Source organism: Pseudomonas sp. B6(2017) (assembly GCF_002112765.1).
GTDB lineage: Bacteria > Pseudomonadota > Gammaproteobacteria > Pseudomonadales > Pseudomonadaceae > Aquipseudomonas > Aquipseudomonas piscis.
The window spans coordinates 124718-150180 of sequence record NZ_NEIQ01000017.1 but is presented as its reverse complement, the minus strand read 5'-3'; the positions used below and the strand labels follow the sequence as shown (position 1 = coordinate 150180).

The following is a 25463-nucleotide window of genomic DNA, read 5'->3' as shown; positions in this document are numbered from 1 at the left end:
GCCCGGGGACGGGCGGCGGGCCAGCTATGGTGGGCGGGGAGATCGACCTGGAGCGGGCCGGCCAGCGGCGGCGCCTGGGGCTGCGGCAGGAAAGCCAGGCCAAGGCTGGTGTTCAGCGCCGGGCCCATGCCACCGGTGGAGCACAGCGGGCAACCGAAGGCCTTGGCCAGGGTCGGCAGCGAATCCTGGTCGGTGGGAGCTTGTACCGGCGCCTGGGTGGCCGGGTCGACGCTGCAGAACTGCCCGCCGATGCCGTTGAGCTGCATGCCCAGCATCTGGCCATGGCCGATGCTGCAGGCGAACACGTTGAACAGGACGCAGCAATACAGCATCCAGGCAACGAGCGAGCGATCGGAACGGGCGAATTTCATGGGCCGGCACTTTAGCATCGAAGACGACGAACGTACTTACCAAAACGCGCAATCAGGTCCATTCTTCAGCGAAATTTTCCAGGGACGTCCAACATGACTCATCTGCTTGCACAGGGAGTGGCCGGAACCTTTTTATCGATCAGCCTGTTGCACCTGTACTGGGCCGCTGGCGGCAAGCGCGGCAGCGAGGCGGTGATCCCGCAGGTGCCTGGGCCTGCGCCCGGGCAGAGCCAGCCGGCCTTCCAGATACCGGCGCTGGCGACCTTGCTGGTGGCGCTGGCCCTGTTGCTGGTAGCGCTGCTGGTGTGCCTGCGGGTCGGGCTCTTGTTGCCGAGCGTGAGCCATCCGGCATTGCAGTGGATCATCAGCGCCATGGCCTTGCTGATGTTCGGCCGGGCCATTGGCGATTCGGAACTGGTGGGGTTCTTCAAGCAGGTGCGGGGTTCGCGCTTCGCCCGGCTCGACACGCTCTTCTATTGCCCCTTGTGCGTGGTACTGGGGGCTGGGCTGCTGGTGCTGGCCTGGGCCTGAGCAGCCCCACAAGGCAAGCGCGGGGCGAGCCCGCGCCTGCTCAGTTGCCGGTTTCCTGGCGTTTGCTGCTGACTTCCGCCGGCACGTCGTCGCCGGCCATGCGCTTGCGAAACAGCGCGGCGCGGGCCAGCAGCAGGGTCGTCACCGGTACGGTGATCGACAGCAGGATCGGGATCAGCCAGGCGTGCAGCACCGGCCCCGACTTGAGCGCCGAGAAATACAGGATCGAGGCCAGGGCCACGGTCCACGAGCCCAGGGTCGAGGCCAGGGCCGGCGGGTGCATGCGCTGGAAGTAGCTCTTCATGCGCAGGATGCCCAGCGCGCCGATCAGGGCGAACAGGCTGCCCAGCAGCAGCAACAGGGCCACCAGGATTTCCACCCACAGGGGCAGTTGTTGCAGGTCGTTCATTCGATCACCTCGCCACGCAGGAGGAATTTGGCCAGGGCGAAGGAGCCGACGAAGCCGAACAGGGCGATCAGCAGCGCCGCCTCGAAGTAGGTATCGCTGGAGTAGCGAATGCCCAGCACCAGCATCATCAGCATCGCCAGGATGTACAGGTAGTCCAGCGCCAGGACCCGGTCCTGGGCCGAAGGCCCCCGGAACAGGCGTACCAGGGTCAGGACCATGGCCAGGGAAAAGATGAACAGGCTCAGCAGGATCGCGTTATCCATCAGTGCGCTCATTCGAAGATCTCCATCAGCGGGCGCTCGTAGGTGGCCTTGAAGTGCTGGATGAATTGCGCTTCATCCTCCAGGTCGAACACGTGCAGCAAGAGGATGCTGCGGTCCAGGGAGAGCTCGGACCAGACCGTGCCCGGCACCACCGTGGTAATGGTCGACAGCGCCGCCAGCCCGTTGGCGTCGCGCAGGTCCAGGGGCACTTTGACGAACGCCGAGCGCACCGGACTCCGGCCGTTGTTGAGCACGCCCCAGGCCACCAGCAGGTTCGACACCAGTACGTCGCGACCCACCAGCAGGAACAGGCGCAGGATGGTCCAGGGCCGGCGGATGCGGATCGGTTGCGGGCGCAGCGGGCGCATCAGCAGCGGCGCGAGAAAACCCAGCGCCGCGCCCAGCAGCAGGTTGCCGGGGCTAACGGAGAGGTTCAGCAGCAGCCACAACAACCACAACGCCAGGGACAGGAAGGGCGAGGGGAACAGGCGCTTCATGGCTGCACCTCCATCGACAGTGCAGCCTTGGCCTCGGGGCTGAGCACCGTCCGGGTGCCCAGTACCGCCATCACGTAGTGCTCGGGATGATTGAGGTTGTCGGCGGTGTCCTGGGTGAAGCGCAGCAGCGGCTCGGCCTTGAAGCTCAGCACCACGCACAGGCCCAGCAGCGCCACTATCGGCACGCACTCCAGGCGCCGCAGCACAGGCGAGGGTCGCTCCTCGGGCGTCCAGAAGCGGCGGATGCCCAGGCGCGCGAAGGCGATCAAGGACGCCAGGCCGGAGAGGATCAGCAGCGCCAGGAAGCACCAGCCCGCCACCGGCACCTGGGTCTGCAGGCCACTGCCCAGGCCCTGGGGGTTGAGCAGGGCGGCGATCAGGTTGAGCTTGCCGATAAAGCCCGACAGCGGCGGCATGCCGATGATCAGCAGGGCACAGGCGATGAAGCTCAGGCCCAGGAAGGCCATGGTCCAGGGAATCACTTGGCCGACCACCACCTGCTGCTCATCGTCGAGGTTGCTGCCCCGGGGCGGCGAGGCCCCCAGTGGTTGCGGCAGGATCTCGCCTTCGTCTTCCAGGGGCGCCTCGGTGGCCGAGCGCGAGCGTTCGATCAGTTCGGCCAGGAGGAACAGCGCGCACATGGCCAGGGTCGAGCTGAACAGGTAGAACAGCGCCGCGCCGGTCAGTGCCGGTTGGGCGAAGCCGATCACCGCGAGCAGGATCCCCGCCGAGACCAGGATGCTCAGGCTGGCCATGCGCTCCAGGCGTTGCGCGGCGAGGATGCCCAGCGCCGCACAGCAGATCGTCGCCAGGCCGCCGTACACCAGCCACTGGCTGCCGAAATAGGCCGAGGCTCCGGCCTGGCCGGAAAACAGCAGGGTCCACAAGCGCAGCACGGTATAGACCCCGACCTTGGTCATCACCGCGAACAAGGCCGCTACCGGTGCGCTGGCCGAGGAATAGGCCGGCACCAGCCAGAAGTTCAGCGGCCACATCCCGGCCTTGGCCAGGAAGGCGATGGCCAGGATCGCCGTGCCGGCGTGCAACAGGCCACGGTCGGCCTCGGGCACCAGCGGGATCTTCATGGCCAGGTCGGCCATGTTCAGGGTGCCGGTGACTCCGTAGATCATCGCCGTGCCGATCAGGAACAATGACGAGGCCAGGAGGTTGATGGTGATGTAGTGCAGTCCCGAGGACACCCGCGCCCGTCCCGAGCCATGCAGCATCAGGCCATAGGACGCTGCCAGCAGCACCTCGAAGAACACGAAAAGGTTGAACAGGTCGGCGGTGAGGAAGGCCCCGTACAGGCCCATCAGCTGGATCTGGAACAGCGCGTGGAAGCTGGCGCCGGCGCCGTCCCAGCGGGCCATGGCGAACAGCAGCGCGCTGACTCCGATGATGCCGGTCAGCACCAGCATCAGCGCCGCCAGGCGATCGACCACCAGCACGATGCCGAACGGTACCTGCCAGTTGCTCGGCAGGTACACGCCGAAGGAGCCGGTGGCGCCATCGGCCTGGGTCCAGTACAGCAGGTACAGCGCCAGGCCCAGGCCCAGCAGGCTGGAGAACAGGTTGAGCCGGGCCTTGAGCGGCCGGTGTTTTTCTCCCAGCAACAGGAGCAGGGCCGCGGTCAGCAGCGGCAACAGGATGGGGGCGACGATCAGGTGCGACGACAACAGGTTCATTCCTTGGGCTCCCGACCGTCGACGTGGTCGGTGCCGGTCAGGCCCCGGGATGCCAGGAGTACCACCAGGAACAGCGCAGTCATGGCGAAGCTGATGACGATGGCGGTGAGCACCAGCGCCTGGGGCAGGGGGTCGGTGTAGTGCAGCAGGTCCTGGGGCACGCCGTCCTTGACGATCGGCTCCTTGCCGATGAACAGGCTGCCCATGCTGAAGATGAACAGGTTGACCGCGTAGGACAGCAGGCACAGGCCCATCACCACCTGGAAGGTCCGGGGGCGCAGCACCAGCCAGACTCCCGAGGCGGCGAGGACACCAATGGCGATTGCAATGACTTCTTCCATCAGGCGGCTCCGCTCTTGATCAGGGATTTGGACTGGCTGGCAGGCTTGTGGGCCCGCACCGACTGGTGCGCCAGGGCGGTGAGGATCAGCAGCGTCGCGCCCACCACCACCGCGTACACGCCGATGTCGAAGAACAGCGCGCTGGCGATATGGATATCACCGAACAGCGGCAGGTCCAGGTGCAGGGTGTGGGTGGTCAGGAACGGATAGCCCCAGGCCAGCGCGCCCAGGCCCGTGGCCACCGCGAACAGCAGGCCGGTGCCCATCCAGCGCAGCGGTCGCAGGCTCATCTGCGCCTCCACCCACTGGGTGCCGGCCACCATGTACTGCAGGATGAACGCCACCGACATCACCAGCCCGGCGACGAAACCGCCACCCGGCAGGTTGTGCCCGCGCATGAACAGGTAGAAGGACACCACCAGGGCGATCGGCAGCAGCAGGCGCACCAGCACCGCAGGCACCATCATGAAGCCCAGGGCGGTGTCGCTGGCCTGGCGCGGGTTGACCAGGTCGGTGACCACGTCCGGTGCCAGAAGGCGCTGCTGGGCCGGCAGCTGCATGCTTTCCTTGGGCGGGCGGAAGCGTCGCAGCAGGGCGAACACGGTCAGGGCCACGGCCACCAGCACGGTGATCTCGCCCAGGGTGTCGAAGCTGCGGAAATCCACCAGGGTCACGTTCACCACATTGGTGCCGCCACCCTCGGGCAGGGCCCGGCTCAGGTAGAACGAGGAGATGTCGTTGGGCGTCGGCCGGGTCAGCATGGCGTAGGACAACAGCGCCATGCCCAGGCCAACGGCGACCGACAGGCTCAGGTCGCGCAGGCGGCGGATACGCGCCTTGGGCACGCTGCTGGGCAGCGGCGAGACGTCCTCGATCCGCCGCGGCAGCCAGCGCAGGCCCAGCAGGATCAGCACCGTGGTCACCACTTCCACCACCAGCTGGGTCAGGGCGAGGTCGGGAGCGGAGAACCAGACGAAAGTCACGCAGGTCATCAGCCCGCAGACGCTGACCATGGTCAGGGCGGCCAGGCGGTGATACTTGGCCTGCCAGGCGGCGCCCAGGGCGCAGGCGATGGCCAGCAGCCAGAAGGTCACGAAGACGATGGAACCGGGGATCTTCGGCCGGTCGCCCCAGGTCAGGCTGCTGTAGAGCATGGGGATCAACCCGGCGATCACCGCCGCCAGCACCAGCAGGAACAACTGGCTTTGCAGGCGCTTGGTGCTCAGCCGCCGTTCCAGGCCACGGGCCAGTCGGGTCAGGGCTACCAGGCAGCGTTCGAACAGGCGCTTGCCATTGAAGCGGCCCACGCCCGGCGGGTAGGCGAAGCGGCCACGCACCAGCGGCTTGCGCAGCAACAGGTAGAGGACGATGCCGCAGGACATGGCGATCAGGCTCATGATCATCGGCGCATTGAGGCCGTGCCAGATCGCCAGGCTGTATTCGGGCAGGGTCCCGCCCACCACCGGCCGCGCAGCGGCGGCCAGCAACGGGCCGATGATCTGGGCCGGGAAGATCCCCACCAGCAGGCAGGTGAACACCAGCAGCTCCACCGGCGCGCGCATCCAGCGTGGCGGTTCGTGGGGGGTGTGGGGCAGGTCGGTGGCCGGCTCGCCGAAGAACACATCGACGGTGAAGCGCAGGGCATAGGCGACGCTGAAGGTCCCGGCGATGGTGGCGATCACCGGCAGGGCGATCTCGACCCAGGCGCTGGAATTGATGAACACCGTCTCGGCGAAGAACATCTCCTTGGACAGGAAGCCGTTGAGCAGCGGCACCCCGGCCATGGAGGCGCTGGCCACCATGGCCAGGGTCGCGGTGTAGGGCATCAGCTTGATCAGGCCGTTGAGCTTGCGGATGTCGCGGCTGCCGCTCTCGTGGTCGATGATCCCGGCGGCCATGAACAGCGAGGCCTTGAAGGTGGCGTGGTTGAGGATGTGGAATACCGCGGCCACCGCCGCCAGCGGGCTGTTCAGGCCCAGCAGCAGGGTGATCAGGCCCAGGTGGCTGATGGTGGAGTAGGCCAGCAGGCCCTTGAGGTCGTTCTGGAACATCGCGCAATAGGCGCCCAGCACCAGGGTACAGGCGCCGGCGCCGCCGACGATCCAGAACCATTCTTCGCTGCCGGACAGCGATGGCCACAAGCGGGCCAGGAGAAACACCCCGGCCTTGACCATGGTCGCCGAGTGCAGGTAGGCCGAGACCGGTGTCGGTGCGGCCATGGCGTGGGGAAGCCAGAAGTGGAAGGGGAATTGTGCGCTCTTGCTCAGCGCACCGAGCAGGATCAAGGGAAGCAGGACAGGGTAGAGGGCATGGGCCTTGATCTTGTCCGCGGCAGCCAGTACCTGGTCCAGGTCATAGCTGCCGACCACATGGCCGAGCAGCATGACCCCCGCCAGCAGGCATAATCCCCCGGCACCGGTGACCATCAACGCCATGTAGGCGCCACGGCGGGCGTCGGAACGGTGATGCCAATAGCCGATCAGCAGGAATGAGAAGAGGCTGGTCAGTTCCCAGAAGAACACGATCTGGATCAGGTTGCCGGAGATCACCAGGCCCAGCATGGCGCCCATGAACGCCAGGAAAAAGGCGAAGAAGCGCGGCACCGGGTCCTGGGGCGACATGTAGTAGCGCGCATACAACGACACCAGGGTGCCGATGCCCAGCACCAGCAGCGAGAACAGCCAGGCGAAGCCGTCCAGGCGCAACACGAAGTTCAGTCCCAGGCTGGGCAGCCAGGCGTACTCCTCGCGAATCACTCCGCCATCGGCGATCTGCGGATACAGCAAAGCCACCTGGATGGTGCCGATCAGGGCAACCAGGCCGGCCAGCAGCGATTCGGTGTTACGTGCGTTGTGCGGCAACAAGGCCGCCAGACAGCTGCCCATGAATGGCAGAAGCAGTAGAACTATCAGGGACATAGGCTTCTAATCTGCGGAAAAGTATGACGCATAATACGTGCCAGGCCCTTGATCACCAACCGCCAAGCGCGGCCAGGCAGCCATCAGAAATGTTACATGCGCTTTCAAAGGTAGGAGACAAATGCCCGCTTCGCCCGTTCGCCGGGTGTTCGCACAAGGTTTGCCCTGCACGCAACTCATCGGACAAGGATCGACACGGATGCACCCAGCCAAAACCACCACCAGCAGCCGATTGCTCCGGCGTGGCTGCTTCGCCCTGCTGTTCACCTGCCTGGGCGCCGCGTTGGCCATCGGCCTGGAACGGCTGTACCCGCCGGCCCAGGAGATGATCAGCACTCGCAAGGCCCTGGTCATCGATGGGCCCATGGGCGATGACCAGGCCTACCTGTTGCCGCCCGGTACGGTGCTGTACTACGACGCGGCCATGCCGGAGGGGCACGTCCGGTATCGGGCGTATTTCTACTACAGGGGCACGCCGGACAGTGATCCGGTGCCGCTTGAACCCAAGCATCGGGGTTCGCTGATCGCCCCGACCTGGCTTTCCAGCCCCGAGCCCGATGCGCCGTCCTTGTAGGCGGCCGGGGTCAGGGCGGTGTCGACTCACCGCCCAGGGAGGCTTCTGGCCTGTGCGTCGATCTGCGGTTGATCTTCAGCTCGCTGACGATCACCGCCAGCACGATCATCGCCCCGCCCACTAGGGCCAGGGCGGGCAGGCGCTCGCCGGCGATGCGCCCGACGATCCCGGCCCATACCGGCTCGCCGGCATAGATCAGCGTGGCCCGGGTCGGCGAGACGCTCTTCTGGGCCCAGTTCATCGCCACCTGGATCGCCGTGCTGGAGGCGCCCAGGCCCAGGGCGATGACCAGCAGCAGCCAGGAGAACTCCGGTAGCGTTTCCCCGGTGGGCAGCACCATGGCAAAGGCCAGCATCGAGGTCACCGCCAGTTGCACCACCGTCACCCGGCGCACATCCGCGCGCCCGGCAAAGCTGCTGATGAGGATGATCTCCGCGGCGATCGCCACGGTGCTGATCAAGGTCGCGATCTCTCCGGGGCTGAAATCCAGGGAGGCGCCGTTGGGCCCGGACAGCAGCATCAGCCCGGTGAATGCCAGCATGATCCCCAGGCTGGGCAGCAAGCCCGGGCGCTTGCCCATGAACAGCCATTGCAGCAGGGGCACGAAGGGCACGTACAGCGCAGTGATGAAGGCCGACTGGCTGCTGGGGATGGTTTGCAGGCCCACGGTCTGCAAGCCATAACCGAGCATGATGGCAACCCCGATGAAGCTACCGGCGCGCAACTCGAACAGGGTCAGGCCACGCAGGCGCGACCCGGAAAACAGCGCGACGATGGCGGCGGCCGCGGCGAAGCGCAGGCCGACGAAGAACATCGGGCCGCTGACGCCCATGGCTTGTTGCACCAGGAGGAAGGTGCCGCCCCAGATCATGGTGATCAGCACCAGTACGGCCTCGGCCTTGCTGAGCTTGTAGGAAAAAGTGCTGGAAGTCCCGGATGTCATGGTCTTGCGTGCTACCTGAGGGGGACGCACAATGCGCCGGAAATTGGGCAGTATACTGCGCAGGCCCAGGGAGCGAGCGAATAGAGTGCATAAGGAAAACAGTCATCGGGCTTCGGTCCTGCAACATGTCAGCCTCAATGTCCGGCGCCTGCGCCACGCCGCCGGCTTGAGCCAGAGTGCCCTGGCGCAGAAGTCGGCGGTCAGCCGGCGGATGCTGGTGGCCATCGAGGCGGGGGAGAAGAACGTCAGCCTCGGGACCCTGGATCGGGTCGCCGAGGCCCTGGGCGTGGCCTTCAGCGACCTGATCCAGGCCCCGGATTCCCGGGACTCCAGCCGTATCAACGAGCTTGCCTGGGCGGGGCTGATTCCCGGCAGCCGCGCAGTGCTGCTGTCCAAGGCCGAGGCCAGCCGTGAGGTGGAACTGTGGGAATGGCACCTGGAGCCTGGCGAGGAGTACCGCTCCGAGTGCGATGCCCAGGGCTGGAGCGAGCAGTTGTATGTGTTCGAGGGCTGCCTGACGGTGTTCTTCGGCGACACCGAGCGCCGCCTGGAAAGCGGCGACTTCTTCATGTTCGCCAGCCATGTGCCCCATGGTTACCGCAACGATGGCACCCAGCCCACGCGCTTCGTGCGCAACGTGGTGATCTGATTCCGCGACAACTGTCCGCCAGCCAACAGTGGTTGGGCAGTTTGCCTGTTTTGTATTGCGGTGTTTTGTCGGTTTTATTCATAGCTCATTGAAATAGAAGGTTTTTATTCCTGGGCACGAGTTCTGCAATGGTCTTGGCGGCAGGCACCCGACGGGTGTCGATCTTGACCACCAGCAAGCGGAACCGGCCCATGACAGCCCCAGCCCAACCTCCTCGCACTGCCCATATCATCCGCAGCGATGCCGAAGCCATCAGCATCGCCCGGGACCTGGCCCGGCGCTTCGCCGTGGAAGCCGCAATACGCGACCGTGAACGGCGCCTGCCGGTGGCCGAGCTGGACGAGTTCTCCGCCAGCGGCCTGTGGGGCATCACCATTCCCCGCGAATACGGCGGTGCCGGGGTGTCCTATGTGACCCTGGTGGAGGTGATCAAGATCATCTCCGCCGCCGACCCATCCCTGGGCCAGTTGCCGCAGAACCACCTGGGGGTGGTGGACATCCTGTTGCAGACCGGCAGCGAGGAGCAGAAGCGCCGCTACTTCAGCCAAGTGCTGCGGGGCTATCGCTTCGGCAACGCCTTCTCCGAGGCCGGTAGCAAGCATGTCGGCGCCTTCCAGAGCCAGATCCGCTTCGACGGCGACCAGGCCCGGATCGATGGGCAGAAGTTCTACTGCACCGGTGCCTTGTTCGCCCATATCGTCCCGGCAGTGGCCGTGGATGAGAACGGCCAGGCCCATATCGCGTTCATCGAGCGGGACAACCCCGGGCTGACGGTAATCGATAGCTGGGACGGCTTCGGCCAGCGCACCACCGCCAGTGGCGGGGTCAGCCTGCAGGCGGTGCAGGTGCTGCGCAGCGCGGTGATCCCGGCCCACCGGGCCTTCGACCAGCCCACCGCCGATGGGCCGATCTCCCAGGTGATCCAGGCCGCGGTCGACACCGGCATCGCCGTCGCCGCCCTGGAGGATGCCAAGCTCCACGCCCGGCAGTCCCGGCCCTGGATCGACAGCGGCCTGGACCATGGCTGGCAGGATCCCTACACCATCGCGGCCATTGGCGACCTGGAGTGGCGGGTGCATGGTGCCGAGGAAATCCTCACCCGCGCGGCCCAGGCCATCGACCAGGCCCTGGCCAACCCTGATGCGGACAGCGTCGCCCAAGCCTCGCTGGTGGTGGCCCAGGCCAAGGTGCTGTCCACCGAAAGCGCCTTGCTCGCGGCCAGCAAGCTGTTCGAACTGGCCGGCACTCGTTCGGTGTCGGCCAGGTACAACCTCGACCGCCACTGGCGCAATGCCCGGACCCACACCCTGCACGATCCGGCCCGCTGGAAATACCACCTGATCGGCAATTTCCTGCTCAACGGCGTCAAGCCGGCCCGCCACGCCTGGAACTGAAGGACAGCCCCATGAATGCCTTGACTCGACCCGATACCCCCCAGGATGCCCTGGCCCGCAATGCCGAGCAGTTGCAGCGGGCCCGAGCCCTGTTGCACCAGACCCTGGCCTACGTACGCCAGCAAGCCCGGCCCTGGCCGGGCAGCGGCTTGATGCAGGCCAGCCAGGACCCCTACGTGATCAGCCGCTTCGGTGAGCTGCAAATCCGCATCGAAGTGGCCGCGGCTCTGCAGGAGCGTGCCCAGCGCCACTTGCACGAGCAGGACCTGGCCCAGACCCGGGTCGCCCTGGCGGAGGCGGCGATCGCCGTCGGCGAAGCGTTGCTGGCTGCCAGCAACGCCGAGTTCGAACTCACCGGCCAGCGCAGCCCGCAGCCCTCGACCCTGGACGACCCGCTGCGTTGGAAGTACCAGTTGATCGGCAACTATCGCCTCAATGGCGTGTTGCCCGAAGGTTCGGGAGTGCTGCCTGATGCCCCGTGAGATCCGCCTCAATGCCTTCGACATGAACTGCGTCGGTCATCAGTCTCCCGGGCTCTGGGCCCACCCCCGGGACCGCTCCTGGCAGTACAAGGACCTGGAGTACTGGACCGACCTGGCGCGAATCCTCGAGAGGGGCAAGTTCGACGGGCTGTTCATCGCCGATGTGCTGGGCATCTATGACGTCTACAACGGCAACGGCGATGCAGCGATCTGCCAGGCGGCCCAAGTGCCGGTGAACGATCCGCTGCAGTTGATTCCGCCCATGGCCCTGGTCACCGAACACCTGGGGTTCGGCCTCACCGCGTCGCTGTCTTTCGAGCACCCTTATCCTTTCGCCCGGCGCCTTTCCACCCTCGATCACCTGACCAAGGGCCGGGCCGGTTGGAACATCGTCACCTCGTACCTGGAGAGCGGCGCACGCAACATCGGCCAGCAAGCCCAGACCGAGCACGACGCCCGCTATGACTACGCCGAGGAGTACCTGGAGGTCTGCTACAAGCTCTGGGAGGGCAGTTGGGAAGACGGCGCGGTGCTGCGCGACCGCGAGCGGCGGATCTTCAGCGATCCAAGCAAGATCCACGAGATTCGCCACCAGGGCAGGCACTTCCAGGTGCCGGGCATCCATTTGTGCGAGCCTTCGCCGCAGCGCACCCCGGTGCTCTACCAGGCCGGGGCCTCCAGCCGGGGCAAGCAGTTCGCTGCCGAGCAGGCCGAATGCGTATTCGTCGCGGCGCCCTCCAAGGTGTTGCTGAAAAAGACCGTGGCCGATATCCGCCGCCGCGCCGCGGAGGCCGGGCGCGATCCGTCGAAGCTGCTGATCTTCAACCTGCAGACGGTGATCCTCGGCGAGACCGATGCCCAGGCCAAGGCCAAGTTCGAGGAGTACAAGAGCTGGGTCAGCTACGAAGGCGCCATGGCCCTGATCAGTGGCTGGACCGGCATCGATTTCAGTCGCTTCCGCCCTGACGAGCCGCTGCAGCATGTGCATACCAATGCCATCCAGTCGGCAGTGGAGGCCTTCTCCACGGCAGATCCGAACAAGGTCTGGACACCCCACGAGCTGGCGGACTGGGTGGGCATCGGTGGTTTCGGCCCGTTGTTCGTCGGTGGTCCCCAGACCGTGGCCGACCTGTTGCAGGAGTGGGTCGAGGAAACCGACGTGGATGGCTTCAACCTGGCCTACGCCTTGACCCATGAAACCTTTATCGACGCGGTGGAACTGCTGGTGCCGGAGTTGCAGAAGCGCGGGGCGTACAAGACCGACTATGCGCCAGGCACCCTGCGCGAGAAGCTGTTCGGCGCAGGCCCCAGGTTGCCCGAGAGCCATCCGGGCAGTGCCTGGCGCGATCTCGGCGCGCAACGCCAGGTGGTAGCCGCTGCCGAGCCGGTGCGGCTGCGCCCGGCGGCGCAGCGGCCGTAGTGCGTCACTCGGTGTCCGCTGGCGGCAGCGGTCACGCGGGGGCACCAGGGAGCGGTCATGGAAATGTACGAGTCGCTGCGACACTGGGCCCGGGTGCGGCCCTTGGCCAATGCCCTGCGTCACAAGCGTCGGGGCCATTGGCATGGTTGGCGCTGGATCGATGTACTGCGCGATGTCGAGCGCCTGGCCGATGGCTTGCGCCAGCATGGCCTTGGCTGGCGCTCCCGGCTGATCCTGAGTGGGCCGTTCGAGCCAGACCTGCTGCTTTTGGCCCTGGCGGCGCGCAGCCTGGGGGCCGAGGTGGCGAGCCTTGGCGACCAGTCGCCCATCGGGGCCTTGCGTCAATGCCTGTGGCGCTGGCGGCCCAGCCATGTGTTCGTCGGCAGCGGCCGGCAACTGGCGTGCTGGATGGCGGCGGGGGAGAACGGCGTGGCTCCAGGCCTGCTGATCGTCCGTGAGCCGCCAGTCGACTTGGCGAGTTCGCGCCAGCCCTGGCTGGCCTTCAGTCAGTTGCTGGGGCCCGGCAGTGGCTCCCGGCGCCAGGCAGCTTGGCGCCAGCGCAACGCGGGCGTGCAGTTGTGGAGCGAGGAGGGGACCCAATGGCAGGGCGGGCTGGAGGTGCTGCTCGGGCAATGGCTGGGTAGCGGGCACAGCCTGGCGTTTCCTGAGAACCAGGGTTCGGCGGCCCGTGACCGGCGCGAAATGGCTCCCAGCGACCTGTTGCTGTCACCGCTGCGTTTGCAGGGCCTGGCAGAGGAGATCGAAGGCCACCTGGGCCTCGTCGGTAGCTGGCGCCGACGCTTGTGGGGCTGGACCATGCGCCACCCGCGCAGCACCCTGGCGCGGCTGCTGGAGCGCCAGGTACGGCGTTTCCTGGGCCTGGCCCGCCTGCGCTTCATCTGGCAACCGATGCCGTCCCAAGGAGCGCTACCGGGCTGGATCGGCCGGTTCGAACGCCGCCACGGATAGGCCACAGCGAATGGCGTCCTACTTTGGTACTGCCTGGCGAATCCGGCCGTGGTGCAAGCCTATTATCTTGCTGGGGATGTTCCCGGTGCCGGGCCAGGCATTACCCTGCTGCACGGGGATGTGCCCCACGCCCTCCGGGACAGGGTCCCGGCCAACACTGACCATGAGCCTTGCATGAACCAGACCCCTATCGGGCAGCCGGATCCTGCCCCTTGCGATGCCGAAGTACTGATTATCGGCGGCGGCCTCAGTGGCGCCTTGCTGGCCGCTCAATTGCTACGCCTGCCGGGCGCGCGCCGCATCCTGGTGATCGAGCCGCGTGCCGAGCTGGGGCGCGGCGAGGCCTATAGCGCCACCGAACTGGGCCATACCCTCAATGGCAATGCGGCGCGCATGAGCATCGACCCGGACAACCCCGACGACCTGACCCAGTGGCTGACCCAGCATATCGCCGAAGGCGGCTGGCCCGAATCGGCCGGCCAGCCGGTGCCCATCAGCGAGCTCTTTCCGCCCCGGGGGTTGTTCGGGGTCTATGTCCAGCAGCGTTTGGCCGAGGCCCGGGCGCTGGGTTTGAAGCAGGGCTCCTCGGTGGAGCATGTGCACAGTGAGGTGGTGGACCTGCAGCATAAGGACGGCGGGATTTCGCTGGTCCTGGCCGATGGGCGCCAATTACAGGGCGCGCGGGCGGTACTGGCCACGGGCATGTTCCCCGCCGCCCGTACCCGGCAAACCCATTCCAGCGGCCTCAACGCTGCCGCCCTGGACCCTTGGGATGTGAGCGCCATGGCGCGCCTGGACCCTATGTCCAGGGTGCTGATCATCGGTTCCGGGCTGACCATGGTCGATGCGGTGGTGTCGCTGGAGCAAGCCGGGCACCGGGGCCCCATCGAAGTGTTTTCCCGCCACGGGCTGCTGCCCCATGTCCGTCGGCAACCGCCGGCCTGGGTCGACTTCCTGGGCCAGGACCCGGCGATCCGCAGCCCCCGCCAATTGCTCCGCGAGCTGCGTCGCCAGTGCCGGCAGGCCCTGGCCCAGGGCATCGACTGGCAAGCGCCGTTGGACACGGTGCGGGTGCATATCCCGCGTTTGTGGAGCCAGGCCAGCGATTTCCAGCGTCGCCAGTTCGTACGGCATGTGCGGCCCTGGTGGGAGAGCCATCACCATCGTTCGCCGCCCTTGAGCGATGAACTGGTGAGGCGCCTGCATGCCCAGGGGCGGCTGCGGATCCATGCCGCCAGCTACCAGGGGCTGGAGCCGGACAGCGAGGGGCGCCTGGCGATTCGCTTGCGTCATCGCGGCAGCCGGGAAAGCACGCGGGTGTTGGGCGATGCCTTGATCAACTCCAGTGGCATCGAGTACGACTGGCGCCGGGTGGACCGGCCCTTGCCCCGGCAGCTCCTGGCCCGGGGCCTGGTGCAACCGGGACCGCTGGCCCTGGGCATCAGTGCCGAGCCCGACGGCGCGGTGCATGACGCCCAGGGCCGGGCCGGCGAACGCCTGTTCGCCATGGGCCCGCCATTGCGTGGCCTGTGGTGGGAAAGCACCGCGGTCACCGATGTGGCCCTGCAAGCCAAGGCCCTGGCCATACGCCTGGCAGCGTTGTTGTAGCCGCTGGCGGGCATTGGGCTTGGCGTGATGAAGGCCTCGTCCCGGCCCGGCAGCGGTTACAAGGTGATCCAGCGTTGTTCTTGGGCGGCCAGGCGGATCGCTGCCGCCAGTCGTTCCACCTCCCAGGCTTCCTGGAAATCGGTGCCGTCTCGCCCCTGGCCGCACATCGCCATGAGCAGCTCCTGCACTTCCAGGGTCTTGAGTTCGTTGTAGCCCAGCTGGTGCCCCGGCGCCGGGCTGAAGGCCGCGTAGCCGGGCAGGGCCGGGCCGGCCAGCAAGCGCTGGAAACCCGGTTGGCCGGCCCGATACAGACGCAGTTCGTTCAAGCGCTCCTGGTCGAAGGCCAGGGTGCCCAGGGTGCCGCTGATCTCGAAGGCCAGGTGGTTCTTGTAGCCGTGCTTGATCCAGCTGCTGCCCACGCTGCCCCGGGCGCCATTGGTGAAGCGCAGCAGCGCATGGGCCTGGTCGTCCACGGCGATGGCGCGGCGTTCAGGGGCGCCGGCCCGAACGGGGCGCTCCTGATGCACGGTGTGGGTATCGGCGCACACGGCGGCTACCGGCCCCATAAGAAAACGCGCCATGGCCAGCAGGTGGCTGCCCAGGTCCGCCAGGGCGCCGCCCGCCTGTTGCGGGTCACAGCGCCAGGTCCAGGGTGAGTCCGGATCGGCCATGAAGTCCTCGCTGAATTCGCCCTGGAAACTCACCAGTTGCCCCAGCTCGCCATTGCCGATCAGCTCCCGGGCCAGGACGATCAACGGATTGTGCTGGTAGTTGTAGCCGACCCGGGTCACCACTCCAGCCGCCTGTGCGGCTTGATGCATCTGCCCGGCCTGTTCGCTGGTCACGGCCAGGGGTTTTTCGCAATACACCGCCTTGCCGGCTGCCAGGGCCGCCATGGCCATGGGAAAGTGCAAGTGATTGGGGGTGGTGATCGCCACCAGGCCGACCTGGGGATCATCGATCAACTGGCGCCAATCCGCGTGGGCCTGGGCGAATCCCCAGGCCCTGGCACAGTGCGCGGCGCGTTGCCCATCGGCATCGGCCAGGGCCGCCAGGCGCAGGCGCACCGGCAGTTCGAATACCGCACCGACACTGCGAAAAGCCAGGGCGTGGGCACGCCCCATGAATCCGGTTCCGATCAGCCCAACGCCCAGTTCATCCATCGCCGCACCTTTAAAGTTGTTGTGGTAGGGATGGCTATTTATGGAATAAAAATTCACTAATTTCAATAAAGAGAATAAATATTCATTTGTGGGGCAAAACCCCGCACGAGCGAGGCTTGCCCGCGATGAACCCGGGGGCGCCGCGTTCCGTCAGACGTTGCACGTCATCGTTAACGAGCCTCGCGCGCAATCGAGCGTCCACCGGCTGCTCCTGCAGGTTTATGTGGGGTATGAAAAAGGCAGCCCGCAGGCTGCCTTTTTGTACAGCGCAGGTGGCTCAGGACAGGAAACCGCCATCCACGTTCAGCGCAGTGCCGGTGGTGTAGCTGGAAGCGTCGCTGGCCAGGTAGAGCACCGCACCGGCCATCTCGCTCGGGTCGGCCACGCGCTTGAGCGGGATCTGCGCCAGGGCGGCGTTGCGGATGCTGTCGTTCTTGACCAGGGCCGAGGCGAACTTGGTGTCGGTCAGGCCCGGCAGCAGGGCGTTGCAGCGGATGCCGAACTGCGCGCATTCCTTGGCGAAGACCTTGGTCATGTTGATCACCGCGGCCTTGGTCACCGAGTAGATGCCCTGGAACAGCCCCGGCGATACACCGTTGATCGAAGCCACGTTGATGATGCTGCCGCCACCGTTTTCGCGCATCAGCTTGCCGGCTTCCACCGACATGAAGAAATAACCGCGGATATTCACGTCGACGGTCTTCTGGAAGGCGCCCAGGTCAGTGTCCAGCACATTGCAGAACTGCGGGTTGGTGGCGGCGTTGTTGACCAGGATGTCCAGGCGCCCGAACTGCTCGCGGATGGCGGCGAACACCTGCTGGATCTGCTCCATTTCACCGATGTGGCAAGCAATGGCGGTGGCCTTGCCGCCGGCGGCGACGATGGCCTCGGCCACCTGCTGGCAGCCTTCGAGCTTGCGGCTCGAGACGATCACGTGAGCGCCTTGCTGGGCCAGCAGCTTGGCAATGGCCTCGCCGATGCCACGGCTGGCGCCGGAGACGAATGCAATCTTGCCGTCGAGGTCGAACAACTGAGTCTTGGACATGGTTTTTCCTTGTTGGGCGGTCAGGCGCCGAAGCGCGCTCAGAGGCTGGATTTGCCGATGACTTGCAGGCTCATCTGCTCCAGCAGCTTGTTCATGTGGATGAACTGCGCGAAGCGTTTGTCCTGGGTCTGGCCGTGGTAGAAGCGGTAGTAGATCTGCTGCACGATGCCCGCCAGGCGGAACAGGCCGTAGGTGTAGTAGAAGTCGAAGTTGCCGATCTGGATGCCGGAGCGCTCGGCGTAGTAGTCGACGAACTGCTGGCGGCTGAGCATGCCCGGAGCGTTGCTTGGCTGGCGGCGCATCAGTTGCACCGGCCCTGGGTCGCTGGCCTCGATCCAGTAGGCCAGGGTGTTGCCCAGGTCCATCAGCGGATCGCCCAAGGTGGTCAGTTCCCAGTCCAGCACGCCGATGATCTGCATCGGGTTCTGCGGGTCGAGGATCACGTTGTCGAAGCGGTAGTCGTTATGCACGATGCTCGAGGTCGGATGGTCGGCGGGCATCTTGTCGTTGAGCCAGGCCTTGACCACGTCCCACTGCGGGGCATCGGGAGTCAGGGCTTTCTCGTAGCGGTCGCTCCAGCCCTTGATCTGGCGCTGCACATAACCTTCGGGCTTGCCCAGGTCGCCCAGGCCGCACGCCTGGTAGTCGACCCGGTGCAGCTCGACGAAACGGTCGATGAAGCTCTTGCACAGTGCCTGGGTGTGGCTGGCGTCGAGGTTCAGTTCCGCTGGCAGATCGGAGCGCAGGATGATGCCCTTGACCCGTTCCATCACATAGAACTCGGCCCCGATCACCGATTCGTCGGTGCAGTGCACGTAGGCCTTGGGGCAGTACGGGAAGCCGTCCTTGAGCTGATTGAGGATGCGGAACTCGCGGCCCATGTCGTGGGCCGACTTGGCCTTGTGGCCGAACGGCGGGCGGCGCAGGACGAATTCCTGCTCGGGGTATTCCAACAGGTAGGTGAGGTTCGAGGCGCCGCCGGGAAACTGGCTGATCCGTGGCGTGCCGGTCAGGCCGGGAATCTGCGCCTTGAGGTACGGATCGATCAGAGCGGCGTCGAGTTCTTCACCGGAGCGGGTTCGGGTGGACTGGTCTGTAAGCGCCATGCTTATCCCTTCTGCTTATTCTGGAGGCCAGAGATTATTGACTAATCTAATGCGCGCGCTGGCCCCCCACAATCGCGGTGGGCCGTTATTGGCGTGGGTGTTGCTGGACAATCATTGTTTTTGATACAGGCGTTTGAACCGCTGCCAAGAGCATAGGCGCTGTTCGGGATTCAGCCGCGACCGGGTAGCGGCAGGGCCAGGGGGGTCAGCAACGGCTGGCCGCAGAAGTGCGCCTGCAGGTTGCGGCCGACCATGTCCATGGTGTCGCGGCTGGCCTCTGGCGACAGCCCGGCGACATGGGGGGTGAGCACCACGTTGTCCAGGCGCTTGAAGCGCTCCGGAACTCCAGGTTCGGCATCGAACACGTCCAGGGCCGCACCGGCGAGCCGACGCTGCTCCAGTGCCAGCAGCAGGGCCTCGGTGTCTACCACGCTGGCCCGCGCCACATTCACCAGGAAACCCTGGGGCCCCAGGGCCGCCAGCACCTCGTGGTCCACCAGGTGCCGGGTCTCGGCGCCACCGGGGGTGGCGATCACCAGCAGGTCGACGTCCCGGGCCAGTTCCAGCAGGGTCGGGCAGAAGCGATAGGGCTGCTCCGGTCGCGGCTGGCGGCTGTGATAGCTGACCTGCATGTCCAGGCCCAGGGCGCAGCGCCGGGCGATGGCCTGGCCCACCGCGCCGAGCCCGAGGATGCCCAGGTGCATGCCGGTCAATGACGGGCGCGTGACTTTCGGCCAATGCCCCTGGCGTACCGCCGCGTCCGCCTGGGGGATGCCGCGCACCAGGGCCAACAGCAGCGCCAGGGCGTGGTCGGCCACCGACGGGGCATTGATCCCGGCGCCAGTGGTCACGGCGATCCCCCGGTTGCTCGCCGCTTGCAGGTCCACCTGCTCGTAGCCGGCGCCGATCACGCAGATGATCTGCAGCCGGGGCAGGGCGCCGATCTCCTGTGCGCTCAGGCCCAGGGGGCCACGGGTCAGCACGGCGTCGATCTGCCCGGCGTGGTCGACGATCGCCCGGGCCCGGGCAGCGGGCGTCTGGGCCAGGATCAGCACAAACCCCAGCGCTTCGAGCCGTGGCAGGTAGGCATTGAAATTCTCAACCAGGACCAGGACGGTGGCGGGCATGGTGGACTCCTCAGGTTATCGAGACAGGGTTTGCCGCAACTGGAAGATATTGCCTTCCGGATCGATACCGTCGCAGACCCGGGCGTCCTTGAACTGCCATTCACGTTCGGGTTCGTACAGCCGCCCGCCGGCACCGGCGGCGCATTGCCGGGCCAGATCCAGGTCACTGACCCAGAACACTGGCTTGCAGGCGGATTCGCTGCGGGGCAGGGGGGGATCTTGCAGGACGATGCGCGCGGCGATCGCCGCCGGTACCTGTATCAGCGTCAGCTCCATGCCCTAGTGTTGCAGTTGCAGGTAGTCGGGCTGTCGCTCGCTGACGGGCCAGTCCAGCAGTGCGCTGTAGAACCGCGCCAATGGCTGTGGATCAAGGCTGTAGAGCACGAAGCCGGCAATACCCATGGGCAACTCCAGTCGGAAGATGGCGAAGGCTCAAGGGTGCGCATTAGCCGGACATTTGGCAATGCCCGGAACAGCCGTTGCCGGGGAGTGGCGCCGTGATCGGCGCGTCCCGGGCAGTGAGGGCAAGATCAGAAGGCGACGTCGGCGGTCGCGGCGAGTGTGACGAAGGCGCCATCCAGGGTGGTGTTGTGATGATCGATGATCTTGCGCGCCCCCAGGTATGGGGTGTCCATGCAGGTATGGGCATCCTGCACCAGCAGTGCGGTAAAGCCCAGGTCGCCGGCGGCGCGGCAAGTGGCATCGACGCAGTACTGGGTCTTCATGCCGACGATCACCAGCTCGCTGACCTGGGCCTGGTGCAGGCGCTCGGCCAGCCCGGTGCCGGTGAAGCAATTGGGGCGCGTCTTGTCCAGTACGCAGTCTTGTTGCTCGTCCACTTCCAGGGTCGGCAGCAACTGCCAGAACGGGCTGCCGGGAGCGATGGGCGAGTCGGCCGTGCCGGTATGGCGCATGGCGAAGATCGGTGCCCCGGCCTGGCGGGCGCGACGGATCAGCTGGTTGATATGGTCCAGGACCTGTTCGCGCTGGTAGGGCTTGTCCGGTCCGTTGAACAGTCCGACCTGCATGTCGATGACCAGCAGGGCGCGCTTGGCGTTGGGTGAAGGCATCTTGTCTCTCCTTGTTGTGCCAGCCGGACGGAGAAACAAAAGGCCCCGTCCATTGCTGGCGGGGCCTTGGTTGTCACTGTGCTCGCTTCATCCTGCACAGCCACCACACGACCCGCCGGAGGCAGTCGTGGTGTAGGTGGTAGGGATGAGCGGATAGGCATTCATGGGCCCGATCATGCCGTTCGTCGCCGACTCCTGTCAACGCAGGCGCGGGTCGGCCGGAATTCGCCAGGGGTGAGGCGATAAGCCGCTTTGACGGGCCGATCGGCACCTGCGAAAAAGCCGCAGGACCAGGGAGAGGGCCGGGCCAGACGCCTTGCGACAAAAACGGACATTATTGTTGCAACGCAGGTGCCATTCCTCTGCTGAGTCTATGCAGCGCCCTTGGAATCCCGGACAATCGCGCCCCCCTCTGTTTGCTCGGGGTTCTGTCTGTCGGGTATTCCGACGCGCTTCGAGCCAACGGCAAACGACCGGAATGTGGAGATCCCACCGGATGAATGATCAGGCCAACAGCGTTGATCAACGCTTTGAAACGGCGGCCCCAGCGACCCTGAGCAGCTGGAATCGCCAAGACACCACTTGGATGCTGGGCCTGTTCGGCACCGCCATTGGTGCCGGTACCCTGTTTCTGCCCATCAACGCTGGCCTCGGCGGCTTCTGGCCGTTGCTGATCCTGGCGCTGCTGGCCTTCCCCATGACCTTCTACGCGCACCGTGGCCTGACTCGCTTCGTGCTCTCCGGACGTGACGGCGCCGACATCACCGAGGTGGTGGAGGAGCATTTCGGGATCAAGGCCGGGGCCCTGATCACCTTGCTCTACTTCTTCGCCATCTTCCCCATCCTGCTGATCTACAGCGTGGCCCTGACCAATACCGTCGGCAGCTTCATGGAGCACCAACTGCACATCGCCCCGCCGCCGCGGGCGATCCTGTCCCTGGTGCTGATCCTCGGCCTGCTGGCGGTGGTGCGCTGTGGTGAGCAGGTGATCGTCAAGGCCATGAGCCTGATGGTCTATCCGTTCATCATCGCCTTGCTGTTCCTGGCGGTGTTCCTGATCCCGCACTGGAACGGCGGCATCCTCGCCACCGCCGGCGATATCCCGGCGCCATCGGCCTTCCTGCATACCCTGTGGCTGGCGATTCCGGTGATGGTGTTCTCCTTCAACCACTCGCCGATCATCTCGGCCTTCGCCGTGGACCAGAAGCGCCGCTACGGCCAGCACGCCGAGCAGCGCAGCTCGCAGATCCTGTCCCGCGCCCACCTGCTGATGGTGGCCATGGTGCTGTTCTTCGTCTTCAGCTGCGTGCTGACCCTGTCGCCGGCGCAACTGGCCGAAGCCAAGGCGCAGAACCTGTCGATCCTGTCCTACCTGGCCAACCACTTCAGCAACCCGACCATCGCCTTCGCTGCACCGCTGATCGCGTTCGTGGCCATCGCCAAGTCGTTCCTGGGCCACTACATCGGTGCCAGCGAAGGCCTCAAGGGCCTGATCATCAAGAGCGGGCGGCGTCCGGGCGCCAAGACCCTGGACCGGGTGACCGCGGCCTTCATGCTGGTGATCTGCTGGGCGGTGGCGACCTTGAACCCGAGCATCCTGGGCATGATCGAGACCCTGGGCGGCCCGGTGATCGCGGCCATCCTGTTCCTGATGCCGATGTACGCCATCCGCAAGGTGCCAGCCATGGCGCGCTATCGCGGCCAGGCGTCCAACGTGTTCGTGACCCTGGTGGGCCTGGTGGCCATCACCGCACTGGTGTACTCGCTGGCCTCCTGAGGCCGGGCTTGCCAGTCGCAACCCAATAGCTGCAAGCAACGCCGCCGGTGCTTCACTGCACCGGCGGCGTTGTCGTTCATGGGGGGATGCGGCAGCTGTGCAGCGGGAAGCGCAGCACGAGCGGGTTGGCCGCAGCCTTGTTCCGGACTCGAGGTCGAACAGCGCGGGGTTGGCGCGGCGCTCTGTTGTCCGGGGGGAGAAGGGGCTGAGGTCGGGCAATAAAAAACGCCGCGTATCGTGGAATACGCGGCGTTCTTTCTACAGCGCTAGAACCTTAGGCTTGCACCACCGGGATCTTGGCGTTGGCTGCCGCTTCGCGGAACTCGGCGATCTGATCGAAGCTCAGGTAGCGGTAGACGTCGGCAGCCATGCTGTCGATGTCCTTGGCGTACTGCATGTACTCCTCGACGGTCGGCAGCTTGCCGATGATCGAAGCGACAGCAGCCAGCTCGGCCGATGCCAGGTACACGTTGGTGGCGTCGCCCAGGCGGTTCGGGAAGTTACGGGTCGAGGTGGAGACCACGGTCGAGCCGGTCTGCACACGTGCCTGGTTACCCATGCACAGCGAGCAGCCTGGCATTTCCATGCGCGCACCGGCCTTGCCGTAGATGCCGTAGTAGCCTTCTTCGGTCAGCTGGTGAGCGTCCATCTTGGTTGGCGGAGCCAGCCACAGACGGGTCGGGATACCACCCTTGACCTTGTCCAGCAGCTTACCGGCAGCGCGGAAGTGACCGATGTTGGTCATGCACGAACCGATGAACACTTCGTCGATCTTCTCGCCCTGTACCGAGGACAGCAGGCGGGCGTCATCCGGGTCGTTCGGCGCGCAGAGCACAGGCTCCTTGACGTCGGCCAGGTCGATTTCGATGATTTCGGCGTATTCGGCATCGGCGTCGGCCGACAGCAGCTCAGGCTTGGCCAGCCAGGCTTCCATGGCCTGGGCACGGCGCTCCAGGGTACGGGCATCGCCGTAGCCTTCACCGATCATCCAGCGCAGCAGGGTGATGTTGGACTGCAGGTACTCGGCGATGGCCTTTTCCGGCAGCTTGATGGTGCAGCCGGCAGCGGAACGTTCGGCCGAGGCGTCGGACAGTTCGAAAGCTTGCTCGACGGTCAGGTCGTTGAGGCCTTCGATCTCCAGGATGCGGCCGGAGAAGGCGTTCTTCTTGCCTTTCTTCTCGACGGTCAGCAGGCCTTTCTGGATGGCGTAGTAAGGGATGGCATGAACCAGGTCACGCAGGGTGATGCCAGGTTGCAGCTTGCCCTTGAAGCGCACCAGGATCGACTCCGGCATGTCCAGCGGCATGACGCCGGTGGCAGCGGCGAAGGCTACCAGGCCGGAACCGGCCGGGAACGAGATGCCGATCGGGAAGCGGGTGTGGGAGTCGCCACCGGTACCCACGGTATCTGGCATCAGCATGCGGTTCAGCCAGCTGTGGATGATGCCGTCGCCAGGACGCAGGGACACGCCACCACGGGTGCGGATGAAGTCAGGCAGGGTGTGGTGGGTGGTGACGTCGATCGGCTTCGGATAGGCCGCGGTGTGGCAGAACGACTGCATGACCAGATCGGCGGAGAAGCCCAGGCAAGCCAGGTCTTTCAGTTCGTCGCGAGTCATCGGGCCAGTGGTGTCCTGGGAGCCGACGGTGGTCATCTTCGGTTCGCAGTAGGCACCCGGGCGCACGCCCTGGCCTTCTGGCAGGCCGCAAGCACGGCCGACCATTTTCTGCGCCAGGGTGAAGCCCTTGCCGGAGTCGGCAGGCTGCTCTGGCTTCTTGAACAGGTCGGAAGCACCCAGGTTCAGCTCGGCACGGGCCTTCTCGGTCAGGCCGCGGCCGACGATCAGCGGGATACGGCCGCCGGCGCGGACTTCGTCCAGCAGCACTTCGGTCTTGAGTTCGAAGTTGGTGACCAGCTCGTTGCTGTCATGGCGACGTACTTCGCCCTTGAATGGATAAACGTCGATGACGTCGCCCATGGCCAGGTTGGTGCAGTCGAATTCGATCGGCAGGGCGCCGGCGTCTTCCATGGTGTTGTAGAAGATCGGGGCGATCTTGGTGCCGAAGCAGAAGCCACCGGCGCGCTTGTTCGGAACAAACGGGATGTCGTCGCCGAAGAACCACAGCACCGAGTTGGTGGCCGATTTACGCGAGGAACCGGTACCGACCACGTCACCGACGTAGGCGACCGGGAAGCCCTTGGCCTTGACCGCTTCGATCTGCGCCAGTGGGCCGACCGAACCTGGTTGCGAAGGCTCGATGCCATCGCGAGCCATCTTCAGCATGGCCAGGGCGTGCAGCGGGATATCAGGGCGCGACCAGGCGTCCGGGGCAGGGGACAGGTCGTCGGTGTTGGTTTCGCCAGGCACCTTGAACACGGTCAGGGTGTATTTGTCGGCGATGGCGGGACGGGCGGTGAACCACTCGCCAGCGGCCCAGGAGTCCAGCACGGCCTTGGCGTGGGCATTGCCGGCCTTGGCTTTTTCGGCCACGTCGTGGAAGGCATCGAACATCAGCAGGGTGTGCTTGAGCTGTTCGGCGGCGACGGCGCCCAGTTCGGCGTCATCCAGCAGCGCGACCAGAGTCTCGATGTTGTAACCGCCCTGCATGGTGCCCAGCAGTTCGGTGGCGTGCTTGCGGTCGATCAATGGCGATTTTGCTTCGCCCTTGGCCACGGCGGAGAGGAAGGCGGCCTTGACGTAGGCAGCTTCGTCGACTCCTGGCGGAACGCGGTTGGTGATCAGGTCTACGAGGAAGGCTTCTTCGCCGGCCGGCGGGTTTTTCAGCAGCTCGACCAGGCCTGCAGTTTGTTCGGCGTTTAGCGGCTGGGGAACGATACCCAGTGCTGCACGCTCTTCGATATGTTTGCGGTAGGCTTCAAGCACAGTTATTACCCTCATCAGTGGTCCCAAATGGGTGTCCGGGACGCTCATCCCGAAATTGCCGTACTCATGCGCTGCGTGGCGTTGTGGGCCACTTAGCCAGAATTACCGACAATTCCTTACAGAAGCTGCTTTCAAAGTTTTACGCCTGCAGAACGGGAGCTGATGAGGGTTGGCTCCGGGCTTTTCCCCGCTGGAAAAACCCTTCGCCAACACCGCTCTGAAGGAACGACTGTGCTC

At 65.6% G+C, this 25463-nt stretch carries 25 protein-coding genes; 9 read left to right on the top strand and 16 right to left on the bottom strand.

From position 1 onward, the window contains the following. Nucleotides 1-371 (bottom strand): DUF2946 domain-containing protein (locus CAG11_RS26245; protein ID WP_178081831.1); only part of this gene is annotated, 371 nt, incomplete at its 3' end. A gap of 93 nt (nt 372-464) precedes the next feature. On the opposite strand from CAG11_RS26245, the gene CAG11_RS26240 reads away from it, so the two are divergent. Then, nucleotides 465-902, top strand: coding sequence for a DUF3995 domain-containing protein (locus CAG11_RS26240; RefSeq protein WP_085598855.1), 438 nt, complete (start codon nt 465-467; stop codon nt 900-902). 40 nt (nt 903-942) lie between these two features. Here CAG11_RS26240 and CAG11_RS26235 read toward each other — a convergent pair whose 3' ends face one another. The 6 genes from CAG11_RS26235 to CAG11_RS26210 are packed head-to-tail and all read right to left on the bottom strand — an operon-like array spanning nt 943 to nt 7015. Further along, nucleotides 943-1311: a Na+/H+ antiporter subunit G gene (locus CAG11_RS26235; RefSeq protein ID WP_022643987.1), complete on the bottom strand. Its 369-nt coding sequence runs from the start codon at nt 1309-1311 to the stop codon at nt 943-945. Further along, a complete protein-coding gene (locus CAG11_RS26230; protein WP_022643988.1) occupies nt 1308-1586 on the bottom strand; it encodes a K+/H+ antiporter subunit F in 279 nt (92 codons plus the stop codon). Before CAG11_RS26230 ends, CAG11_RS26235 begins: the two co-directional genes overlap by 4 nt. Beyond that, nucleotides 1583-2071, bottom strand: a complete 489-nt coding sequence (locus CAG11_RS26225) for a Na+/H+ antiporter subunit E (protein WP_085598853.1) — start codon at nt 2069-2071, stop codon at nt 1583-1585. The genes CAG11_RS26230 and CAG11_RS26225 overlap by 4 nt, the downstream gene beginning before the upstream one ends. Then, a complete protein-coding gene (locus CAG11_RS26220; protein ID WP_085598851.1) occupies nt 2068-3756 on the bottom strand; it encodes a monovalent cation/H+ antiporter subunit D in 1689 nt (562 codons plus the stop codon). The genes CAG11_RS26225 and CAG11_RS26220 overlap by 4 nt, the downstream gene beginning before the upstream one ends. Then, nucleotides 3753-4097, bottom strand: a complete 345-nt coding sequence (locus CAG11_RS26215; RefSeq protein ID WP_011060906.1) for a Na+/H+ antiporter subunit C — start codon at nt 4095-4097, stop codon at nt 3753-3755. Before CAG11_RS26215 ends, CAG11_RS26220 begins: the two co-directional genes overlap by 4 nt. Next, nucleotides 4097-7015 (bottom strand): monovalent cation/H+ antiporter subunit A, encoded by a 2919-nt coding sequence (locus tag CAG11_RS26210; RefSeq protein WP_085598849.1) that lies wholly within the window; start codon nt 7013-7015, stop codon nt 4097-4099. The genes CAG11_RS26215 and CAG11_RS26210 overlap by 1 nt, the downstream gene beginning before the upstream one ends. Before the next feature lie 199 nt (nt 7016-7214). Here CAG11_RS26210 and CAG11_RS26205 point away from each other — a divergent pair, with 199 nt between their 5' ends. Continuing rightward, entirely contained in the window at nt 7215-7589 is a 375-nt protein-coding gene (locus tag CAG11_RS26205; protein WP_085598847.1) for a hypothetical protein, read from the top strand. Nucleotides 7590-7599: 10 nt separating this feature from the next. On the opposite strand, the gene CAG11_RS26200 is transcribed toward CAG11_RS26205, so the two are convergent. Further along, nucleotides 7600-8601: a DMT family transporter gene (locus tag CAG11_RS26200; protein ID WP_085598845.1), complete on the bottom strand. Its 1002-nt coding sequence runs from the start codon at nt 8599-8601 to the stop codon at nt 7600-7602. Nucleotides 8602-8617: 16 nt separating this feature from the next. On the opposite strand from CAG11_RS26200, the gene CAG11_RS26195 reads away from it, so the two are divergent. From CAG11_RS26195 to CAG11_RS26170, 6 genes are all read left to right on the top strand, one after another. Beyond that, nucleotides 8618-9181 (top strand): helix-turn-helix domain-containing protein, encoded by a 564-nt coding sequence (locus CAG11_RS26195; RefSeq protein ID WP_022643993.1) that lies wholly within the window; start codon nt 8618-8620, stop codon nt 9179-9181. 191 nt (nt 9182-9372) lie between these two features. After that, nucleotides 9373-10575: an SfnB family sulfur acquisition oxidoreductase gene (locus CAG11_RS26190; protein WP_085598864.1), complete on the top strand. Its 1203-nt coding sequence runs from the start codon at nt 9373-9375 to the stop codon at nt 10573-10575. An 11-nt stretch (nt 10576-10586) separates the two neighbouring features. Then, complete coding sequence (locus CAG11_RS26185) at nt 10587-11057, top strand: acyl-CoA dehydrogenase (RefSeq protein WP_085598843.1); 471 nt, start codon at nt 10587-10589, stop codon at nt 11055-11057. Further along, nucleotides 11047-12477 (top strand): LLM class flavin-dependent oxidoreductase, encoded by a 1431-nt coding sequence (locus tag CAG11_RS26180; protein WP_085598841.1) that lies wholly within the window; start codon nt 11047-11049, stop codon nt 12475-12477. The genes CAG11_RS26185 and CAG11_RS26180 overlap by 11 nt, the downstream gene beginning before the upstream one ends. 57 nt (nt 12478-12534) lie before the next feature. Further along, nucleotides 12535-13446: an AMP-binding protein gene (locus CAG11_RS26175; protein ID WP_143494765.1), complete on the top strand. Its 912-nt coding sequence runs from the start codon at nt 12535-12537 to the stop codon at nt 13444-13446. A gap of 174 nt (nt 13447-13620) precedes the next feature. Then, nucleotides 13621-15054 carry an FAD/NAD(P)-binding protein gene (locus CAG11_RS26170; RefSeq protein WP_085598837.1) on the top strand — a complete coding sequence of 478 codons (1434 nt, stop codon included), beginning with the start codon at nt 13621-13623 and terminating at the stop codon, nt 15052-15054. Nucleotides 15055-15110: 56 nt separating this feature from the next. Here the strand turns inward: CAG11_RS26170 and CAG11_RS26165 are convergent, their stop codons facing one another. From CAG11_RS26165 to CAG11_RS26140, 7 genes are all read right to left on the bottom strand, one after another. Next, nucleotides 15111-16217: a Gfo/Idh/MocA family protein gene (locus tag CAG11_RS26165; protein WP_085598835.1), complete on the bottom strand. Its 1107-nt coding sequence runs from the start codon at nt 16215-16217 to the stop codon at nt 15111-15113. Between the two features lie 277 nt (nt 16218-16494). Next, the gene (locus CAG11_RS26160; protein WP_085598833.1) at nt 16495-17262 is read right to left on the bottom strand and encodes an SDR family oxidoreductase; all 768 of its coding nucleotides are present in this window, start codon (nt 17260-17262) and stop codon (nt 16495-16497) included. Between the two features lie 38 nt (nt 17263-17300). Beyond that, complete coding sequence (locus CAG11_RS26155; RefSeq protein WP_085598831.1) at nt 17301-18368, bottom strand: phosphotransferase family protein; 1068 nt, start codon at nt 18366-18368, stop codon at nt 17301-17303. Nucleotides 18369-18538: 170 nt separating this feature from the next. Continuing rightward, the gene (locus CAG11_RS26150; RefSeq protein WP_085598829.1) at nt 18539-19495 is read right to left on the bottom strand and encodes a 2-hydroxyacid dehydrogenase; all 957 of its coding nucleotides are present in this window, start codon (nt 19493-19495) and stop codon (nt 18539-18541) included. 15 nt (nt 19496-19510) lie between these two features. After that, entirely contained in the window at nt 19511-19771 is a 261-nt protein-coding gene (locus CAG11_RS26145; RefSeq protein ID WP_177409200.1) for a VOC family protein, read from the bottom strand. Nucleotides 19772-19774: 3 nt separating this feature from the next. Continuing rightward, on the bottom strand, nt 19775-19897 hold the full coding sequence (locus tag CAG11_RS34190) for a VOC family protein (protein WP_256578799.1): 123 nt from the start codon (nt 19895-19897) through the stop codon (nt 19775-19777). Between the two features lie 128 nt (nt 19898-20025). Further along, nucleotides 20026-20565, bottom strand: a complete 540-nt coding sequence (locus CAG11_RS26140; RefSeq protein ID WP_085598827.1) for a cysteine hydrolase family protein — start codon at nt 20563-20565, stop codon at nt 20026-20028. Nucleotides 20566-21061: 496 nt separating this feature from the next. Between CAG11_RS26140 and CAG11_RS26135 the strand changes: the two genes are divergently transcribed. Further along, on the top strand, nt 21062-22342 hold the full coding sequence (locus CAG11_RS26135; protein ID WP_022644005.1) for a serine/threonine transporter: 1281 nt from the start codon (nt 21062-21064) through the stop codon (nt 22340-22342). 274 nt (nt 22343-22616) lie between these two features. Here the strand turns inward: CAG11_RS26135 and acnB are convergent, their stop codons facing one another. Then, a complete protein-coding gene (gene acnB, locus CAG11_RS26130) occupies nt 22617-25226 on the bottom strand; it encodes a bifunctional aconitate hydratase 2/2-methylisocitrate dehydratase (RefSeq protein WP_053130612.1) in 2610 nt (869 codons plus the stop codon). Nucleotides 25227-25463 lie beyond the last annotated feature (237 nt).

Coding starts and splice junctions, on each gene's coding strand:
- CAG11_RS26240 (WP_085598855.1), top strand. CDS start 465: ATGACTCATCTGCTTGCACAGGGAGTGGCCGGAACCTTTTTATCGATC.
- CAG11_RS26235 (WP_022643987.1), bottom strand. CDS start 1,311: ATGAACGACCTGCAACAACTGCCCCTGTGGGTGGAAATCCTGGTGGCC.
- CAG11_RS26230 (WP_022643988.1), bottom strand. CDS start 1,586: ATGAGCGCACTGATGGATAACGCGATCCTGCTGAGCCTGTTCATCTTT.
- CAG11_RS26225 (WP_085598853.1), bottom strand. CDS start 2,071: ATGAAGCGCCTGTTCCCCTCGCCCTTCCTGTCCCTGGCGTTGTGGTTG.
- CAG11_RS26220 (WP_085598851.1), bottom strand. CDS start 3,756: ATGAACCTGTTGTCGTCGCACCTGATCGTCGCCCCCATCCTGTTGCCG.
- CAG11_RS26215 (WP_011060906.1), bottom strand. CDS start 4,097: ATGGAAGAAGTCATTGCAATCGCCATTGGTGTCCTCGCCGCCTCGGGA.
- CAG11_RS26210 (WP_085598849.1), bottom strand. CDS start 7,015: ATGTCCCTGATAGTTCTACTGCTTCTGCCATTCATGGGCAGCTGTCTG.
- CAG11_RS26205 (WP_085598847.1), top strand. CDS start 7,215: ATGCACCCAGCCAAAACCACCACCAGCAGCCGATTGCTCCGGCGTGGC.
- CAG11_RS26190 (WP_085598864.1), top strand. CDS start 9,373: ATGACAGCCCCAGCCCAACCTCCTCGCACTGCCCATATCATCCGCAGC.
- CAG11_RS26185 (WP_085598843.1), top strand. CDS start 10,587: ATGAATGCCTTGACTCGACCCGATACCCCCCAGGATGCCCTGGCCCGC.
- CAG11_RS26180 (WP_085598841.1), top strand. CDS start 11,047: ATGCCCCGTGAGATCCGCCTCAATGCCTTCGACATGAACTGCGTCGGT.
- CAG11_RS26175 (WP_143494765.1), top strand. CDS start 12,535: ATGGAAATGTACGAGTCGCTGCGACACTGGGCCCGGGTGCGGCCCTTG.
- CAG11_RS26170 (WP_085598837.1), top strand. CDS start 13,621: ATGAACCAGACCCCTATCGGGCAGCCGGATCCTGCCCCTTGCGATGCC.
- CAG11_RS26165 (WP_085598835.1), bottom strand. CDS start 16,217: ATGGATGAACTGGGCGTTGGGCTGATCGGAACCGGATTCATGGGGCGT.
- CAG11_RS26160 (WP_085598833.1), bottom strand. CDS start 17,262: ATGTCCAAGACTCAGTTGTTCGACCTCGACGGCAAGATTGCATTCGTC.
- CAG11_RS26155 (WP_085598831.1), bottom strand. CDS start 18,368: ATGGCGCTTACAGACCAGTCCACCCGAACCCGCTCCGGTGAAGAACTC.
- CAG11_RS26150 (WP_085598829.1), bottom strand. CDS start 19,495: ATGCCCGCCACCGTCCTGGTCCTGGTTGAGAATTTCAATGCCTACCTG.
- CAG11_RS26145 (WP_177409200.1), bottom strand. CDS start 19,771: ATGGAGCTGACGCTGATACAGGTACCGGCGGCGATCGCCGCGCGCATC.
- CAG11_RS34190 (WP_256578799.1), bottom strand. CDS start 19,897: ATGGGTATTGCCGGCTTCGTGCTCTACAGCCTTGATCCACAGCCATTG.
- CAG11_RS26140 (WP_085598827.1), bottom strand. CDS start 20,565: ATGCCTTCACCCAACGCCAAGCGCGCCCTGCTGGTCATCGACATGCAG.
- CAG11_RS26135 (WP_022644005.1), top strand. CDS start 21,062: ATGAATGATCAGGCCAACAGCGTTGATCAACGCTTTGAAACGGCGGCC.